Origin of the sequence: Bacillus sp. FSL E2-0195 (assembly GCF_038003645.1) — a bacterium.
GTDB classification, from domain to species: domain Bacteria; phylum Bacillota; class Bacilli; order Bacillales; family Bacillaceae_G; genus Bacillus_A; species Bacillus_A mycoides.
Genome location: NZ_JBBOPN010000002.1, coordinates 131,517 through 149,238, shown reverse-complemented (window position 1 = coordinate 149,238; position 17,722 = coordinate 131,517). Strand labels below are relative to the sequence as shown.

General features: G+C 34.3%; 9 protein-coding genes. All 9 read right to left on the bottom strand.

Annotated features, from left to right (window positions below; all coding sequences use genetic code 11):
* Positions 1-189: 189 nt before the first annotated feature.
* Positions 190-4,545, bottom strand: a complete 4,356-nt coding sequence (locus MHH59_RS28110) for a DNRLRE domain-containing protein (protein ID WP_340853291.1) — start codon at positions 4,543-4,545, stop codon at positions 190-192.
* 42 nt (positions 4,546-4,587) lie between these two features.
* Positions 4,588-7,473 (bottom strand): halomucin, encoded by a 2,886-nt coding sequence (locus tag MHH59_RS28105; RefSeq protein WP_340853288.1) that lies wholly within the window; start codon positions 7,471-7,473, stop codon positions 4,588-4,590.
* Positions 7,458-8,069, bottom strand: coding sequence for a hypothetical protein (locus tag MHH59_RS28100; RefSeq protein ID WP_340853286.1), 612 nt, complete (start codon positions 8,067-8,069; stop codon positions 7,458-7,460). Before MHH59_RS28100 ends, MHH59_RS28105 begins: the two co-directional genes overlap by 16 nt.
* A 40-nt stretch (positions 8,070-8,109) precedes the next feature.
* Positions 8,110-8,601 carry a hypothetical protein gene (locus MHH59_RS28095; protein ID WP_001111326.1) on the bottom strand — a complete coding sequence of 164 codons (492 nt, stop codon included), beginning with the start codon at positions 8,599-8,601 and terminating at the stop codon, positions 8,110-8,112.
* Between the two features lie 75 nt (positions 8,602-8,676).
* Positions 8,677-9,120 (bottom strand): hypothetical protein, encoded by a 444-nt coding sequence (locus MHH59_RS28090; protein ID WP_006916875.1) that lies wholly within the window; start codon positions 9,118-9,120, stop codon positions 8,677-8,679.
* Positions 9,121-9,198: 78 nt separating this feature from the next.
* Entirely contained in the window at positions 9,199-9,930 is a 732-nt protein-coding gene (locus MHH59_RS28085) for a hypothetical protein (RefSeq protein ID WP_340853285.1), read from the bottom strand.
* A gap of 11 nt (positions 9,931-9,941) precedes the next feature.
* Positions 9,942-11,063 carry a hypothetical protein gene (locus MHH59_RS28080; protein ID WP_340853283.1) on the bottom strand — a complete coding sequence of 374 codons (1,122 nt, stop codon included), beginning with the start codon at positions 11,061-11,063 and terminating at the stop codon, positions 9,942-9,944.
* A gap of 13 nt (positions 11,064-11,076) precedes the next feature.
* Positions 11,077-15,750 carry a hypothetical protein gene (locus MHH59_RS28075; RefSeq protein ID WP_340853281.1) on the bottom strand — a complete coding sequence of 1,558 codons (4,674 nt, stop codon included), beginning with the start codon at positions 15,748-15,750 and terminating at the stop codon, positions 11,077-11,079.
* 76 nt (positions 15,751-15,826) lie between these two features.
* The gene (locus tag MHH59_RS28070; RefSeq protein ID WP_340853280.1) at positions 15,827-17,716 is read right to left on the bottom strand and encodes a hypothetical protein; all 1,890 of its coding nucleotides are present in this window, start codon (positions 17,714-17,716) and stop codon (positions 15,827-15,829) included.
* Between the last annotated feature and the right edge of the window lie 6 nt (positions 17,717-17,722).

Here is a 17,722-nt window from a genome sequence, read left to right as displayed (position 1 = left end):
GTTAAGAAAAGGTACTTTAATTAAACCATTGAAAGTTCTTTAGACAATGAAAATTGGATTTTACAACAAAATCATAAGAATTTATAGGATTCATATATTTATAAATTTATTATCTTATTCAATAGAAATTATAAGAATTTAATCATAAAAAATAGCCTACCCAGTGAAATGGTAGGCTACTTTTCTCTTTTACATTATATAAGCGTAAGGATATGCCGTTACAACCTCAACACTACTCTCTAAATTGCTAACACGTTTAATTAAAGCTGTTACCGATATCTGTGATTCATCACTTTGTCTTACAAAGAAATTGTAAGCTTGTAAGTCACTTTTATCGGACTGTCTAACAGCTACTGTTCCAAGTTTATCATATGAAGCTGATCGTCTTACTGCAATTGTACTGCTTATATCTGCCTTATCACTCTGTCTTACAATAAGCGTGGAATTGACACTGTAATGTTCAAATACTTCAACTAAACCAACAAGATTACTATTCGAAGACTGTCTTACGGTAATCTCGCCATTGAGTAAACCACCATCTGTTTGAGAATCACCCCATACTCTGACGGTTGCGTTCCCGAACAAATTAAAATGATCATAGCAAGCTATTTCACAAGCTAAATCTGCTAAGGCAATTTGTCTTGCAGCAATCTTGGAAGGTAAATCGCTAACTTGTTTAGCTTGAATAAATCCATTTAATCCGATTTCAGCACTTCGTCTAATACTAATACTTGATTCTTGATTCTGGTTATCCCATATTCGAATAGCTATTGTTCCATCTAGTTGTCCGCCATCAAGCCAGGAGTCACCCCATACCCTTACTATAATAGAGTTTTCTAGTATCACTGCACCAGTTTGTCTTATTCTAATAGAAGAGGCTAAATCTCTATACCGTGGCTTACTAGCAGTAATGCTAGAGAACAAGTTAACCCAAGGCCTTACATACCCCTTAATCGGAAGCCTATCTTCAGTATTTTGTTTAACTCTTACATAACCTCTAAAATCTATATGACCTATAGCTCTTACAGTTAGTTCTGAATAGAAGTTACCTGAATTTATTTCAAATATACTGTCTAAATCTGAGCTTCTTCTTACTCGCGCATTTAACATGGAAACCAGATTTTTTTGCGCATTAATAGGAATCGTAATAAACGATTGTAAATTACCTGAGTTTACTGTTACAATACCTGGAACATCATACATCATGCGTAGATTAATCGAAGAAGGAATTTCCTCCCACCCACCTAGCGGAATATAAATAGTCGCAGGAAGATTGTTCTCATTATTTTGTCTTGCAATTACATGGCCATTTAATAAAGATTTCTCCCAAACATTAATGTACGTTTTTAAATTAGGATTTCCTATGTTACCATAACCTTCTAAATCCACTCTATACTTAACGTACATTTCAGAATGTTGATCCGTACATTCTTCAACCCTAATTCCAATTGTACTATCTAATTCCACTCGCTCTTTAACATCTAAACTACCAGGCAACTCAAAACTACGTGTGATTTCAAATTCCATGAGCAGATTATTTTGCAAGTCAGTATCATTAGACCATACTCTTATATCAAAATTAGAAATGAGATCATCCCTATAAAGAACATAAACACTAGAGACTTTATTATTTTCAGTAATACTCATAGTAGAGGCTATTTGCCCACCATTAACTATAGGGTTCCCCCATACACGAGCGGTAATATTAGTGCTCAAATCATTTCTATAAAGAACATAAATACTCGAACGTTTTTCTATTTCATTGGCACGAATATAACCATCAAGGTCAGATGCACCTATTGTTTTAATAGCTATTTTTGCAGGAATTTCACTAAAATCTTTTTGTCTAGATACAATACTACCTATAATTTGTGGATGGTTAATCCAAATTCGGGATTCTAACTCCCTAGGTTGATGAACATGTAAACTAGATGCTAGATTATCAAATCCTTTATTATCTCTAACAAGAATGTTACCAATTAAATCTTTTACCTTATTCTGAATAATTGTGATTTCTGCTGAAACATACGCATGATCATCAGAATATATCTGCATATCATAGTATGTAACTTCTAACTCTGGTCTTCGCTCGATTGCTTCTTTTGTATAAAATCCTCTAGATAAATTTTCGGACTCTTCTACTGCTCTCACTAAGAAACCAAGGTTAGGTTTTTCATACATATGCCACTGCTTAACTAACTGCGTTACATCAAACTCTACATATCCAGCTGCTCCACCTATTACTCTAGTTACAGAAAATCCATCTATTGCAGCTTGAGGTTGGTTAGCCCATGTTACACCTGTTTCATTCCATTGACTATTACTTTCAGTGACCTGGACAGACTGAGAACCCTGTCCTCTCCCATCATAGTACAGTCGTAAAATAGCTTTACCTATTTCAGTATTTACTGTAGGTATGGTTGAAATATCAAATCCCACAAGTGAACGATATTTCTCAGGAAACGGTGATCCAGTCCTACCTATATACATCTGTGTTTCTGAACCATAGTTTAATTTCGGGAAAAATTCACGAACAAATGCATCCTTATTCGGATACAGTTTCATATTAAACTTTGGCCTTTCCATCATGCCATAACTGGCCCTTAATACGAATGGCTTAGAGACAAACATTTTACATTGTAAATTTTCAGTTACTCTAATCGATAACTCAGATGATAACCACTCAAAATAAATAGGTGCTATCTCATAGGTAGCCATCATACTGTTTTTCAAATTAATGAACATGTCTCCATATAATTCATTCCACTCTTTAATCCCTAAATCCATAGGTAAATCCGCTATAAAGATTGGAGAAATTTCATAGCCGGCAGACATTATTCCTTTTACAGCTACCGTTAAGGTACCATCGAGCTCTGAAAGACTAGTAATAGTAATTTTTGAAGCCAAATCATCTATGATAATTCCCGACATACCATACTGTGCCCTCATGGATGAACGGGTCGTTACGTTAATAGTAGAGGAAAGTTCCTGTACAGCTCTTACATTAAGATTTGCAGGGAAATCTCTAATGAAAATACCATCTATTCCATAAGTTGCTCTTACATATGAATTAGTAGAGATGTGTATACTTGATTCCAAGTTATTCGTACCCATTACAAAAATCTCAGAATAGAGATCACTATAATACGAAGGCTCAGTAAAGTATGTAGCCCTTACTAATCTATCTACATTTATATTAACTCCAATATTGGAAGGTAAATCTTTAAAATATGTTACAGAAATGGCACCTTTAAAATCATGATATGAAGCTTTGTCCGTTTCATACTTAGCAGTCAAATGAATTTCTTTCATATTCACTATAATGTTTGATTTTAAATGTGCAGGATACGTCAATACATTTACTTCAGAAAGTAAACTTGAAATATATTGCTCATCAATTTCATAATGACCTACTAATTTGGCATAAGGGTTAATAGATATATTTGAAAATAGATTATTATGTGTACATACTCTAATTTCTAATCTTAAATCGTTAGATCCATAACCCTCCATATTATATTCAGAACGCATATAACTGATAGGATTGATATTCAATGTACTTCTTAAATCTTTTTGGAAATGTGTGACACTAATTGTAGCATCTAAATCGTATTCTCTAAATTTATCAATCTCATAGTTAGCGGCTATTCTAATACTTGGATTAATAATAATAGAACTTATCATATCTTCAGGTTTCATAATATCTATGAAGCCCTTTAGATTTTTACTATCTACTTTGGCTTTCTCATATTTCGCTCTTGCTCGAGACATCATGCTTACATTTAAGGTAGCTGCTATCTCATCACGCCATAATACTAATCCCTTAGAAGATAGTTCACTTTTATTGTCGGTAATAAGAAAACCTGCATTGTAACTATTCGTTACCTCATCCCAACTAAGTGCCCTTTGATATATTCTAAACGTTGCTATATTCCCTTCAAAATAACTATTATTTGCTGTTGATGATTTACCTAATACTAATGGGGCTGTTGTATTAATATATTCCCCCAATACAGGTAAGCTAAAGCCCTGCGGAGCTGCATTGATCATACCCCATAAGCGTTCTCCATCATACAGTAAAGTTATGTGTTGCCAAGCCTTTACGTTAACTTCAGCAAAAACAAAAGACATTTTCTTGGTTTCTGTCGTTATTTGAACCCGAATTTCACGAGTATCTAAGTCAAAATAAAGTGAAAACCCTCGTTCACTCCCCGCACCATAAGATGCGATATAACCTGACTTAACTGGTTTGACCCAAGTTTCAAAAGTAAAACCTGAGTCTGTTGGCAGTAATTCCAAATGATTAGGGATTACCACATGATTGTTAAGGCCGTTAAAGTAAAGTGAATAAGGGTCCGTAGGTATATTCATACCTGTCCAAGTCTTATCTTGCGAGAAGTTAAAATTTATCAAACTTCCGTTATGCCCTTTTCTTGATAAATCAAACCAAGAATTAACAGGGATTGTATTTACACCCTGTGAGTAACCTTGGTTAGCTAACGCAGAGTGTAAATGTAAGGTCAGTCCCTTTAACGGATATGCCATTCTAATCACATCCAATCCCATTGTATTGAGATGAAAAGCTCATTAAGCAGGACTTGCTTTTGCCTTCATATCAAATGTACCACCCTCTGTAACTGTAACTTCGGACAAGAACCTAATATAAAACTGTCTAGCATCTCCAATAGGTATAGTTCCAGGGAAAGGTATTTCATCTACAGGTACAAAAGGATTGTTTGATAAACTTAATTGGACTGTAATTCCCGGTTTAACTGTAGGTGGATCGACCCAAACCTTCATATCTTTAACAGGAAAATCAGCATTATTCTGCAACCATACTGGATAAGCCTCAGAGGTACTACCCGCTACCAAAGTTCCATATTCTAAATATCGTAAAATATTACCTGCTTCATCAGTATAGTACAGGCCTATTTCATTTCTAAAACCTAAAATCGGAAGTTTTGGTGGGATGTGTTTAATTAATACTGGATCTCCATCTCGATTCTTTTCATCAAATGCCCAAATATTCACGAAGTCGTAGGCACCGTAAGTGGAAGGATGTCGGATTTCTGGTGTATATTTTGCTTGAAAATTATAATAAGTGCTGGCCGACACTCTATCCCTATTATAGAAGCTATTATCAACTTTCCAGTTATCATTAAAATAAAATGACAGATTTATAGACTCTCCACCATAAGTATTATCTGCTTCGGCTTTATATAAATTAGATGCTCTGGCATAGCCCGTAATAAGTACCTTAGAAATAGATACGTTCCAAACACCTCGTCTACTTGAATCACTATTATAGTAGGTATCTTTCCTATAATGAATAGCAGCTATTACTCCCCCAGCATATGCATTACGCATATCCGCGTGAACCACAGAGTCTGTTATCTTAATATCTTGATTGCTGGAAGAGTAGAAATAGGTATAGGCTATATTCCCAATGATTCCTCCCATAAATCCACTAACTTGATCAAAAACACCTGAAACGGTACAGTTAGAAATAGTAGCTTTCATATCTACGCAGCCAACTATACCACCAAAATAACCACTTTGTTGCTGTATAGGGGCATCAAATAAACAATTATCAATAACCGCTCCATTACTTGCCAAACCTACTAAACCACCTGAACCATTCCCATTACCTAAACTAGCAAAAATTTTGTATGAAAAAGAATTGAACATCATTACACTCACGTTAAGTAATTGTGCTTTATACATGGAACCTGCGATAATACCACAATTGTTTCCTACTTCCATATCAACATCAATAATTTTAAGATCTTTAACAACAGCATCAGCTGATAATGTTTCGAACAATCCACATTTAGAAGTTGAACGTCTACGCATATAAAGCCCACCTATGGCTTTATTATTACCGTCCAACGTCCCTGCAAAGCTATTAGCCCACCAACCAGTTTCGTGATTAGTCATGCCATCTCCAATTGGTAGCCAACCAGGACCCGATTTTGGATAGTTCAATATAATATCGTTTTCCATGCGAAAATGTTTATCCGCGAAATGACGAACCTGTTCTAAATCAAATTGATTATAGATTAAGAACGGATCAGTTGAAGTACCTTTACCTTTTCTATACTTAATAAATTTTCTATTCTCTGGATATCCTTTATTAACTTTATAATCTCCAATATCCCAAAAATTCTGATAATCAAAAGAATATGAAGAAGCTTTTTTCATATCTGCTTCAGAAAGTGAAATACCTGCTCCCTTAGCTACTCCGCCTTGCTTTGTAAGGTTGTAGTAGCAATTGGATACACTTCCTAAACCTACAAAACCTCCATGATTTGAGGCGTTTTTAGCAACTGTTAAATCAGTCACAGAACCTGTTGAGAAACACTGAGAGACTGATCCACCATTAACAGTTCCTACAAAACCACCACAGTTATTACCTGAAGACATAACATCCGCATGACTGTAACTTCTTAAGGTTTTCCCTGCATTTTGATACCCTACTAATCCTCCTGTATAACCAGCGGAACTTCCGTCATTTTTAACTGTTCCTGAAATTACAGCACAATCTTCAATATCTCCATCAGATTTCCCCACCAATGCACCAACATTGGAACCATTTGATACAATATTCACATTAACCAACCGGACACGCTTAATAGTTCCTCCTTTTTGTTCACCAAATAAACCAACATTAGATTGATTACGATTAATATACAGATCTTTAATATCATATCCCGCACCATCATAGTAACCCGTAAAGTTAGAGATTGGAGCAAAACCAGAACCAGTTTGATAACTGGTCATAATAATATCCTTTGTTTGAGTATAGTAAGCACCTAAATTGCCTCGGACATTATATAAATCCTTTTCATCCTCAACTAAATAGGGACTATACTGCGTCCCCCCTCCACCAGAGAAATGGTCAACATATATATATGTCTTACCTTTTTCCTTTACGAAGTATGGTCTTTCTTGATCTTTTTCTGTCTTTTGTTGAATAAAGACAATTAAAGGACTTCCATCTTTATCCGGATCAGTAGCAATAAATACTTTATCATAATCATCCTGAGGTAAAATAATCACACCACTTGTTTCAGATGCCCCGTCTACCCAAGTAAATTCCCGTGGCAAATCAATACCTGCTTCAGAAATTAAATTAGATAAATCGCGAACACGTTCACGACTTCGTACAGAAATACCTGTAGGATCATCTGTATCTAAAATTATTTCACTGTCCAGATGAACTTCTTGAAATGTTGAATATATTAGACTTAAATCTTCATCACTTACTACATTTTCAATATTACACCATTCGTTTTCTACTAAAATTTCAATAGGTATATTAAATGTTTTTAAGTGAACTTTCTTATCTATAACTTCTATTGTGTAGTTTCGAATCGTTTCAGTATCTTTTACTACACTCCCATCCATGTTATAAGACGTACCATAAAGGATATTTAGAAGTTGATCTCTTGTTAACTTTACTGAATGATCCAATTCAATTCACCACCTATATTAGGTTCAAGAGGCGCTTTAGTTTCAAAAGCTACTCGTCCATTATTTAATATAATCACTTTGCCATCTAGTTTCTGATCAGCTACCATTCGCAAATTAATCATGGCAGGTTGGTTAAGTGGAAGTTTTACAATGGGTTTAAAATGAAAGTTAATACCCTCTACATTAATATTCGTTTTATAACCCAAGCTGTAATGAGTGATGCGGTTCGATAGCATTCCGTTTCCCTGAAAACCAGCCACAAGTCCTGATGCTTCTGCATCTTTAAATGTGATAATATCGTTAATGTCATACTTAAAATCACCATTTAAAGGTATAGTTTTTCCATCAAACTCATAAAAGAACTGAATTCGATGACCTGCTATACTGAAAATACCATCACGTTCAAAATAAATTTTATTACCATGACCAATTAATCCGAATCGGAAAAGCTTATTTCTATCAATCTTATAAAAGCTATTCTCTTCTTTTGTATTAAAATCAAATTCTGGGAGATGAGTACCGTCAGGATACTCAGCCACCCAGATAAAATCCTGTGCCACAGGAGAATGTGTATATTTATCATTTTGTAAAATCAATTTGCTTCCCCCTACCTCATTGCATTGAAGTAACTATTTTTTATACGTACTGATATGCAACACGTGTTAAGAATGCTACGTTTCCTGCTGTTGCGTTACCTGGAACATTGGCACGAAGAATAACTTCTGCATAGTTCCCTTTTGCATTCGTTTTATTACCATCGTTTTTAACACCTAAAATTTCATTTGCATTTGGAGAAAACGTACCATCAGTATTTGTTGAATTTCCTCCTGCCTGGATTGGATGAGTAGAATTACCACCAATAGGTGTACGACCTGTTTCGGCTGCCGATGCAACAGTCACCTCGACCCATTTATTTGTTACCAACTCACCTGTATTACCACCTGCACTATCTTTTGTCGTAATAGTACAGTTTGTCATAGTAGATAAATCTGTTGTTCCCGCAAAGTTATTCCAAATTAATACTCCAAAATCAGAGGAAGGTGTTCCTGCATCAATGGTTCCAATATTCCAAGACGGTACAGCTCCTGAGTTGTCTTGTTTTCTCCAATTCACTTGTGGTGCTGGCATATAAATGACCTCCTAATTTTTATTTACACTTTAATTATCGCTACATCTCTTTATAAAGTTGTGATGAATTATTTATTATTCTTCGAGAGCTAATTCAACTACCAACTCTACAGTAATATCTTTTACGCCCTTACCTACCTCTTTGATATTGATTCTAAAGTGATCATCACGATTAACAGCTAGTTGTGACGGTTTAAAAGAATATGGTGTAGAGGACGTACGATTAGATTTGCTCTTTCCATCAATAACAAGTTCATCAGCAAGAATGCTATGCCAAATAGGTGTTGTATCATATGAACTTTGACTGCATCTTTCAATGTCAATACACGTTTTTGATTCTCCCATTGTGCCGCACGTTACATACGCATCAATTAACTCTCCCTCATAAGGGAAACGTAATTCTGTGCGAACAATACCTACTTGTACAATAGATGGCACAACAAATACCATCACTTTATCGTCAAGCTTCCGTATACGCCTGTTATTGAGATGCGCTCTATTGTAAGCAATAAAATCCATAAATTTATCCTCCTTATAAATCGAGGTATGCACTGTCATTATAAGAACTTTCCATTGGAAATTAACAAAGGGATAGACTTAGCTATCCCCTCGTACTGTTGTCTTTAATAGTCTTCTAGTAGCAGGATCATATGAAAATTCCCTTGTAACCTGTTGAGATAGACTTCCAAGACCATCTGTATAATATACAGTCTCTGTTTTCAATTCACCCTTTACCAGAGGTGCCTCGTTCTCATAATACGTAAACTCTCGAATAATAGTATGATCTCCCGTGATAATTTCACGAATAATTTGACCTCTTTCGTTATATTCATAATCTATATCTACACTAGAATTTCCACCGTACACCAATTCTAACTGGCGTTGTATTTCATCTAAACGTGCATCTAATGAAATATGAGGCTTATCACTCTCTCTGAATTGCCGAGCATCATATACTTCCTTTTGTAAGTCATAAAATTGCGTTCCACTAATAGTAGCTTGTCCCCTACTACAATATTGGTTTTTATAGATCTCTATGTACACCTCATCACCAATTTGTAGCTGCATAAAACGTTCTTCATTTTTTGAACCTACACCTAAATGGATGTGATAATCATCCAGCTCAATATAATTAACTCCGCTTAGTAAACGCCGGCCATTATAATACACTTTTAATAACCCTTTATTGGGTTCATAAGTATGACCAACTGGTAAAATAGGATTTGATGTACCATATGTTTTCACGAAATCCTGATCAACAACATGTAATATTTCATCCCAATCTTTTGTGATAGGACTATATCTATGGAGCTTCATTCTTGTTCCCATTTAGCCACCCCTTATTCGTTTCTTATTTTCAAGAAGAAGTGTGAAGGTCTCATCTGTTGTTTTATTTTTTCAGGATCAGTTGTATCGACCCTAGCAATTCTCACCCAAAAATCCTTTGATTCTCCTTCATGTAACGTTCCTATACGTATTGTTGTATCTTCATATTGATTAGGGCTCCCATTGTTGTCTGTAGCAAGATTACACCATTCCCAGCCAAACTCTTTTTTATAAACAGCAATCTGAATTTCAATATTTTCCGCTACATTTCCCGAAGTATCGTTTAATACAGTCAATTTTTGTTCAATTATGTCACTTTTCAGTGCACCTAAATGTGTAGCTTTTGTTTCACTTAATTCTTGGCCTTTCCATTTGACTTTTAAATTTGTACCTCTTAAAAACAGATCTCCGCCATACATTTCAGCGTATTCTTTTTGTTCATCTATTAAAATATACTCACCTGTCTCATTCTTATCGTAAACTCTAATTTTCCCCTTAAAAGGAATGGTAGGTAATTCAATGTCTATACCTGAATATCCATCTGGAACTATCTGAGTAGTTACAACATTTCTTTCATAATCAATTAACTCAACTTTATAAAAACTATTTAAATTACCAACACTAATATTGGTACCTTTACACAAGATAACCCTTTCTACAATAAGGGGTGTATACCCATCTCTTGGCGTCCCTTTTAATACAACTCCAGCCATAGCTGGATCGATACAAATTGTTGAATCAAATAGCTCCCAAGCATTTCCTCGCTCTGCAAAAAAGGTCCATAGATTTTGTTTTTTTACTGTTCTCCAAATATTATAGGTATTCTCATGAATGCTATCTTCACTTTCTAAAAACTCAACTTTTTCAAGAGCATTCTTCCAAATAACGAGACCACCTTCATCTCCCAAATATTTTGGTGTATAGTTCGAATGCACTTGTAGTAACAATTCATCTTCATTTTGGGGAAGAGAAAATAGAGCGTTTGTACTTCTATCAGTAGAGTTATGTTTAAGTACTAATTGTTTATCAGAATCACTATACGTATAAGAGTCAGAGGGGGATACAATCCAGCGTGAATCAAGTGTTTCAAAATTATCGTCAAAAATAAGTCCAGTCTGAACCCTATGAATGCTCAATAGTAACTTCCTCCTATCGCGTCTTCTTGATATTCCAACCATTCCATGCAGGGAATGGTTTACCCATAATGAGCCATACTTTATCCTTTTCTTTTTCATCCCATGGCTTATCTGGTTCAGGTAATCCTATACCTGTATCATCTTCATCAATTACATTCATTTCATGCTGTCTTTCAATATTTAAATCAACTTCATTTTCTATAGAAATTATATTTGAATTCGAATGCATTCCCTCATCAATTTCATCAATAAATCCATAATTCTCTTTATAATTATTTAACAATTCTTCATCTTCTATAGACATTGTATTTGATATTAATTTTCTCGTTGTATTTTCACTATCTATTGTGATATTTGAAGCAGAATTAATGTTTATCTGTTCTTCTTCATCCAGTATCATTATAGTCTCATTACTTGAACTTCCCTCTTCTTCTTGGAAAATCCTTATTTTCTTCTTGTTTACCTGTTCTGTTTGCATTTCATCTTCTATTGTCATTTTTCTATTTTTACGTAATGTTGTTTTATCAAATTGTTCTTCGATAACATCTAAGAATACATTACATTCTGCTAAGGCACTTTCTTCTACCTCTGTATCTATATGAACTCCCGATATTGCCATTTCATTATTGTTTATAATTGAATCTGTCTCTTGACTATTACTCGCAAAATCATAGTGATTTATAGTAGTTTCGAAATTACTTTCTGAACCTGCAAACTCTATTTCTTCTAATGTTGTTTCTGTATCATTACCACTATTTACGAATTCAATTGTTGCAATATCTACTTCATTTGATGCATGGTGATCTGCAAAATTAACATCTATAACTACAGTGTCTATAGTTGCACCCATTTCACCTTTAATAGTAGGATCAATAATTGACTCATAAGTATCTCCCAAACTCATAAGAGCCCCACCAGTAACTACAACTCCAATTTCATTTGTTTGATTACCTGAAACTGTATCTTCAATGGTAGCATCCTTTTCTTTCCCTACATTGGTTAGTACTTGATTGTTCATTTCAATATCAAATATGTTAAACAGATGAGCTAAATGTTTTCTTTCTACTGCAACGTGGACTTCACTTCCACTTAATGCATTTTCTACATCTTGTATCATTGTTTCATATTCTTTATGAATAATTAATGATTCTGCATCTTCTATTAACGTTTCATAAGTCTCTCCTACTATACCTTCTGATACATAATCCAATAGAATTCCATTGTCTATTTCAGCCATATTTGACATTGTATTTTCCTTATAGACAACGCTATCACTTATCCCATCAGAATTTGCTGTACTTAGATTAATGAGGTGATTTTTCTCTTCACGAAGATTTTGAAATGCTCTATCGTCACTTTGCATATACACTTCTAGCGTATCTTCCAGATTCATATCTAGTAATTTATCGAAGTGTAATTCTTCTTCGCGTTCAATTTGTTCTGCTATCTCACCCTTTTGCACATGCGTTTCTAGTGTTTTTTCAAGATTTATGCTTAGCGGTTTATCGACATGCAGTTCTTCTTCACGTTGTAATTGATCCAATCTATCCATACTTTGCACATATGTTTCTAACGTGTCTTCCAGATTCATTCCTAAGAATTTCTCTACTGTTGTTTCTTCTTCGCGTTCGATTTGTTCTGCTATCTCACCACTTTGCGCATACGTTTCTAGTGTTTTCTCCAAATTCATACTTAGTGGTTTATCGACATGTAGTTCTTCTTCACGTTGTAATTGATCCAATCTATCCATACTTTGCATATGAATTTCTAGCGTGTCTTCCAGATTCATTCCTAACAGTTTCTCTACGGCTGTTTCTTCTTCGTATTCAATTTGTTCTGCTATCTCACCACTTTGCGCATACATTTCTAACGTTTTTTCAAGATTAGTGCTTAATAGCTTCTCGACATGTAGTTCTTCTTCGTTCATTCGTTTTGCTTTATTACTATTTTGTACATACGTCTCTAGCGTTTCTTTTCTATTTTCATTTTGTTCTGCCATATTACCGCTTTGCACATACGTTTCTAATATCTTTTCATGTTTCGAACTAACTAACTTCTCAATATATACCTTTTCTTTATGATCAGTTTGATTCGCTCTATTACTATCTAATAAATAGAAGTCTCTTGTATTATCTAGAACAGCATCAATTAAATATATTTCATTCAGCTCTTCTTCTCGTTCTGCAAGCGCTGCTGAATCGTTATTTTGAATATAGGTTTCAACTGTATTTTCTAATTCCAATCCAATTAGATTATCAACATGAGCTTTTTCGTCTCTCTGTATTTCATCCGCTATCATGTTGGTTGATACATCCGTATTCAATACCTTTTCACTTTTAGCGTCTAAAAAATTCACTAAATTTATTTCTTGTTCTTGTTTCAATTGATTTACTATATTACTATCTTGAATATAAGATTCAAATATCTTTTCAAGTTTTGAATTGATTAGTATGTCTTGCTGAATTTCCATGTTCTTTTCGGGTTTATTTACTACACTTTGTTCTTCTACATAAAGTTCTAAATTCTTCTCTATCTCCCCAAAATCTCCATAGTCATTTGAAATATCAACTACGATTTCTCTATGATCACTTAAGGTAGTTGTTGAAATTAATGTGTCAAATTCTTTATCTAGATGATACTTAATGTCATTTTCTATAGTTACCTCATAATCGGCTACACTATTTTTAACAGAAACATTTTGTTCAATTTTTGCTTCATTTGTTTTTTTCTTTTCACTCTTTTTTACTGCATGTGTAACCACTACTTCTTCACATTGTTCCAACACACTTGAAGAAAAACCATCTATTTTAGCGTCCTTTAATAAAGAGTGAGTTTGCATTGTATTTAACTCGTTAAGTTCAACATCTATCATATTCTCATTGCTAAAGGCCTGTTCTATAACTTTTAATTCCCCTTTAAAAGCATAACGATTAGAGCCATTCTCAAAATTATTCAAATGGCCATTTTGAATCTGGAATGTTTCACCGGAATTTATAACAACCTTTTCACCAACTTGGTAATTTTTATCTCCACTAAGTAGATTTAACCTTTCTGCTTCACGAATAAATTCTGTGCTATCCAATGAATTAGTAACATTCGCTTGATAATGACTACTAAAGTTACTATTTAATATTGAATCTTCAAATCCATACTTAAATGATTTGCTTTGTGTTTTTTCCATATTCGGTGAATCAGAACCAGAATTGTAAACCTGACCTAATTCAAATCCTGATAAACTATTTTGGACATTTTTATACTTATCTGCAATGATAAATTTCTCACTATTCTTCGTATACTGATAAGATCTACTATCTTCTATTCTATGAATTAGCTGTTTTACAGACTTAAAAGAGGTACTACCAATGTACTGACTAGAATCATTCAAAGTATAATTCACATTAGCCCTTGGCACTGTCATTGAATCTACTCTTACGTCTGAAATATTCTTACCTGCACCTAAATCTTGAATAATTACATCATGTACGTTTCGTGTTTCATCTAATGAAGCTTTCTGATTCATTAATTTATAGACTTCACTAGCTTCACTTAATGAATCTATATGAGACACACCCTCGTAAATTTTAGGTTCAATATACGCCTCATATACATCAAATGGGACTAATCCATATAAATGATAATTCCCCCTACTATCCTGAGAAATATTTCCTTCTAATGCAATTAAAGATCCTGTTTCAGTATTTGTAACCTTACTTGATAAAAGCTTATTTCCATTACTCATTTCGTGCTTTTCTAGAAAACCTAAAATTCCTTTATAGGATTCACCTATATCTCCTAAATTCAGAACACCTTGAATTGGTGTATCTTTTCCTTTTAATATTCCTTCATCAGGATAACTTGTAAAAATAACTTTAAAGTTCTCAATCTTATTGGGCTCTTTTCCAAATTCACTTAATTTGTTACCCTTATCCAATTGGCTATAGAGAGCATCCCAAACCACTTTTAAAAAATTAGCTTTTGCTATTTCTACAACTTTCTCGCCATATTGTAAGGTTAGTAATCTTTCTTCAGTATTAATTTTCCCACTTTTAAATAATATATCTGCTAATTCTTTTACTTGATTATGACCAAAACTCGGTAATAACTCGAGCAGTTCTAAACTAATATTTTCTCCAATTAACTCTTTCAAAAAGCCGAAATCATAAGTATTCCTTTCACTATAAACCCTCTTATTACTACTTTTAAATTTAAATGGAATTTCTGTATGAATCATCGACTTTTTACTAGATTTCAAGTCATATTTGTTTAGTTTCTTAACTAGATTTGTATTAATTTGACTAATAACTTCTCCAAAATAAGCGTAAAAATCCTTATTCTCTGTTATTTCTATTAAATTCCCTTGTCGCGCATTTTTATCCCCTCTAGTTAATGCTGCCCCTACCTCCGCTATATAAATAAGACTACCTTTTTCTAAATTTAAATTGGAGCCTTCAAATATAGTTTTGTAATCAGCTAATATAGAGTGCATCGCACCAGCCGCTCGTTTCACTTTTGTACCCATTTTCATATCATCTAAAGCTAACGCACTATACCTATTCCAAGGATCAAAAGCCAATGGGACAACATCTAGATTAGGTACATTTTGATGACGATTGAACCTGAATACATATCCCTTTTTATTATAAAAAAGGGTAGTGAAACTGAGTAAATAATGCTTACTGTTACTCATTTTCCACCACCCACCTTTCGACAAAGTAAGACTTGCACCGTAGTATTCGGTACAAGTCATGACTTAGTTGCGGTTATTATAAATTTTCTTTTAAGAAACCAAGTCCAATAGGAGCATATGGAGTCATGTTCGCTAAACGGAAAGGTGTTCTAGGTGTATCTGCTAAAGTGTAACGATATGTTTGGGCGTAATTATAAGAAACAATCACTTCTACGCGATCTTTTGGAGCATCACCTAAAATTAATCGTTTGGTAGAACCATCTACTGTAAATTTCCCAGCAGCTGGAGGTGTATCTGCTTTATATTCAACATAATTCGCTTTAGTTAGCGTATTACATCCAGCTGAACTTACTAAGCGAACTTCAAATTCATCATCGATTGTAGGTCTATGGAATAAATGAAACTCTTTGATTGCCCCATCTCCTGTACCTACTTGCTCGTTTTCAGATCGTTCTTTTACTTCTAGTTCATCTAGTTGTGAAATATTTTTTGGATGAATTGCATAAACTTCATCTAGTCTACCCACATAACCATCAGAAGGATGAACAATATACATTGGCGAAATGTGATATTTATTAGAATATACAGACGGATTAAAACGAGACTCATGGCTTGGATCTACGTCAGCATCATGAGTAATAAATGCTAAGTAATGTTTTTGATACATTGCCCCGCCAACAGTTCGTTGTACAAGTACAGAACTATTACCATTAGATGTATTTACACCATAGTCAACTACACTACGGCCTAATTTCATACCCGCCTTATATTGAATTTCATCATCAGAACGCGCTCCACCAATAATTACATTATTCATTCGAGGAGTCTTACCAATTGTCGATAGACGTCCAATATATAATGGTGCAAAGAACGTACTTTCAGGATCCGGCGCAGGATCTAAACGGAAGTAAGAAACGATACGGTCCTTTGTAATATTTCCCCAATAATAAACTTGAGAATCTCGTCCCCATCCTAAACCGATATCATTTTGCGGAATAAATGATACAGCTGTTGGTAATGAAGGATACACAAAGCGAACTGCATCATAAGCGGCCCCCATAAGTTCTGTTGGAACTTGTGGATTAAACTTATTTACTTCAATATCTCCATAACTACCGTTTGCATCTTTTACATATTCTAATTCATAGTCAGCGAATAATGCTAACGGCTCAGTTCCTCCTGAAAACGTTACTGTACCTGCCTCATGGTCCACAGTATAATCAGCAGAATCAAGGGGTACCGTTCCAGTTAATTTATCATAGAACTTGTATGAATTCTCGCGGATACGTTGATTCCCTTTCTTCATTTTAAAGCTAAATACTCCACCTTTTTTGTCTTCTAACTCGGCCAAGTCAGGACGTTCAGAACGTAAAATAAATCGAGTAGGAATAAATCCTTCAAAGGTAAAGAACCATAAGCGTTTTACTAGATCAGGAGCATTATCTGTAAGCGAGTATGTAGAAAGAACCTTACCTACTTGACTATCATTGAATGTTACAGTCCCTTTCTCTCCATCTATTAAATACTTTGTTGTAGCTTGGTCAATCATTGAACCATCTTCACGATATAAAATTACACTAGAAGGAATAACTGGCTTAACCATAAATTCAAATACTGTCTTTGTTTTTTTGGCCCCACTAGGAGTTACATCCTTCATTTCACCTAAAAATGTATCTTTTGAAATTACAGGTTCCTCTCCAAGCTTTCTCACATTTCCACCATAACCTGTGGTGAATCCAAAGTAGCGATGTTGTTTATCGCTACCTTTCGATTCAAATAGAAAAGTTTCAGCAAAAGTTTTTCGGTATGGATCCTTCTTTCCATTTGCATCTGTTAAAGGCGATACCGCACGGTATTTCCCTAAAGTACTCCATCCTCCCGCATTAAACAACTTCTCTAAATCTAAAGGTAGAAGTTGCACGGACAAATCTACATCGAAAAATCCATCTGTATTAATTAATGACATATTGGT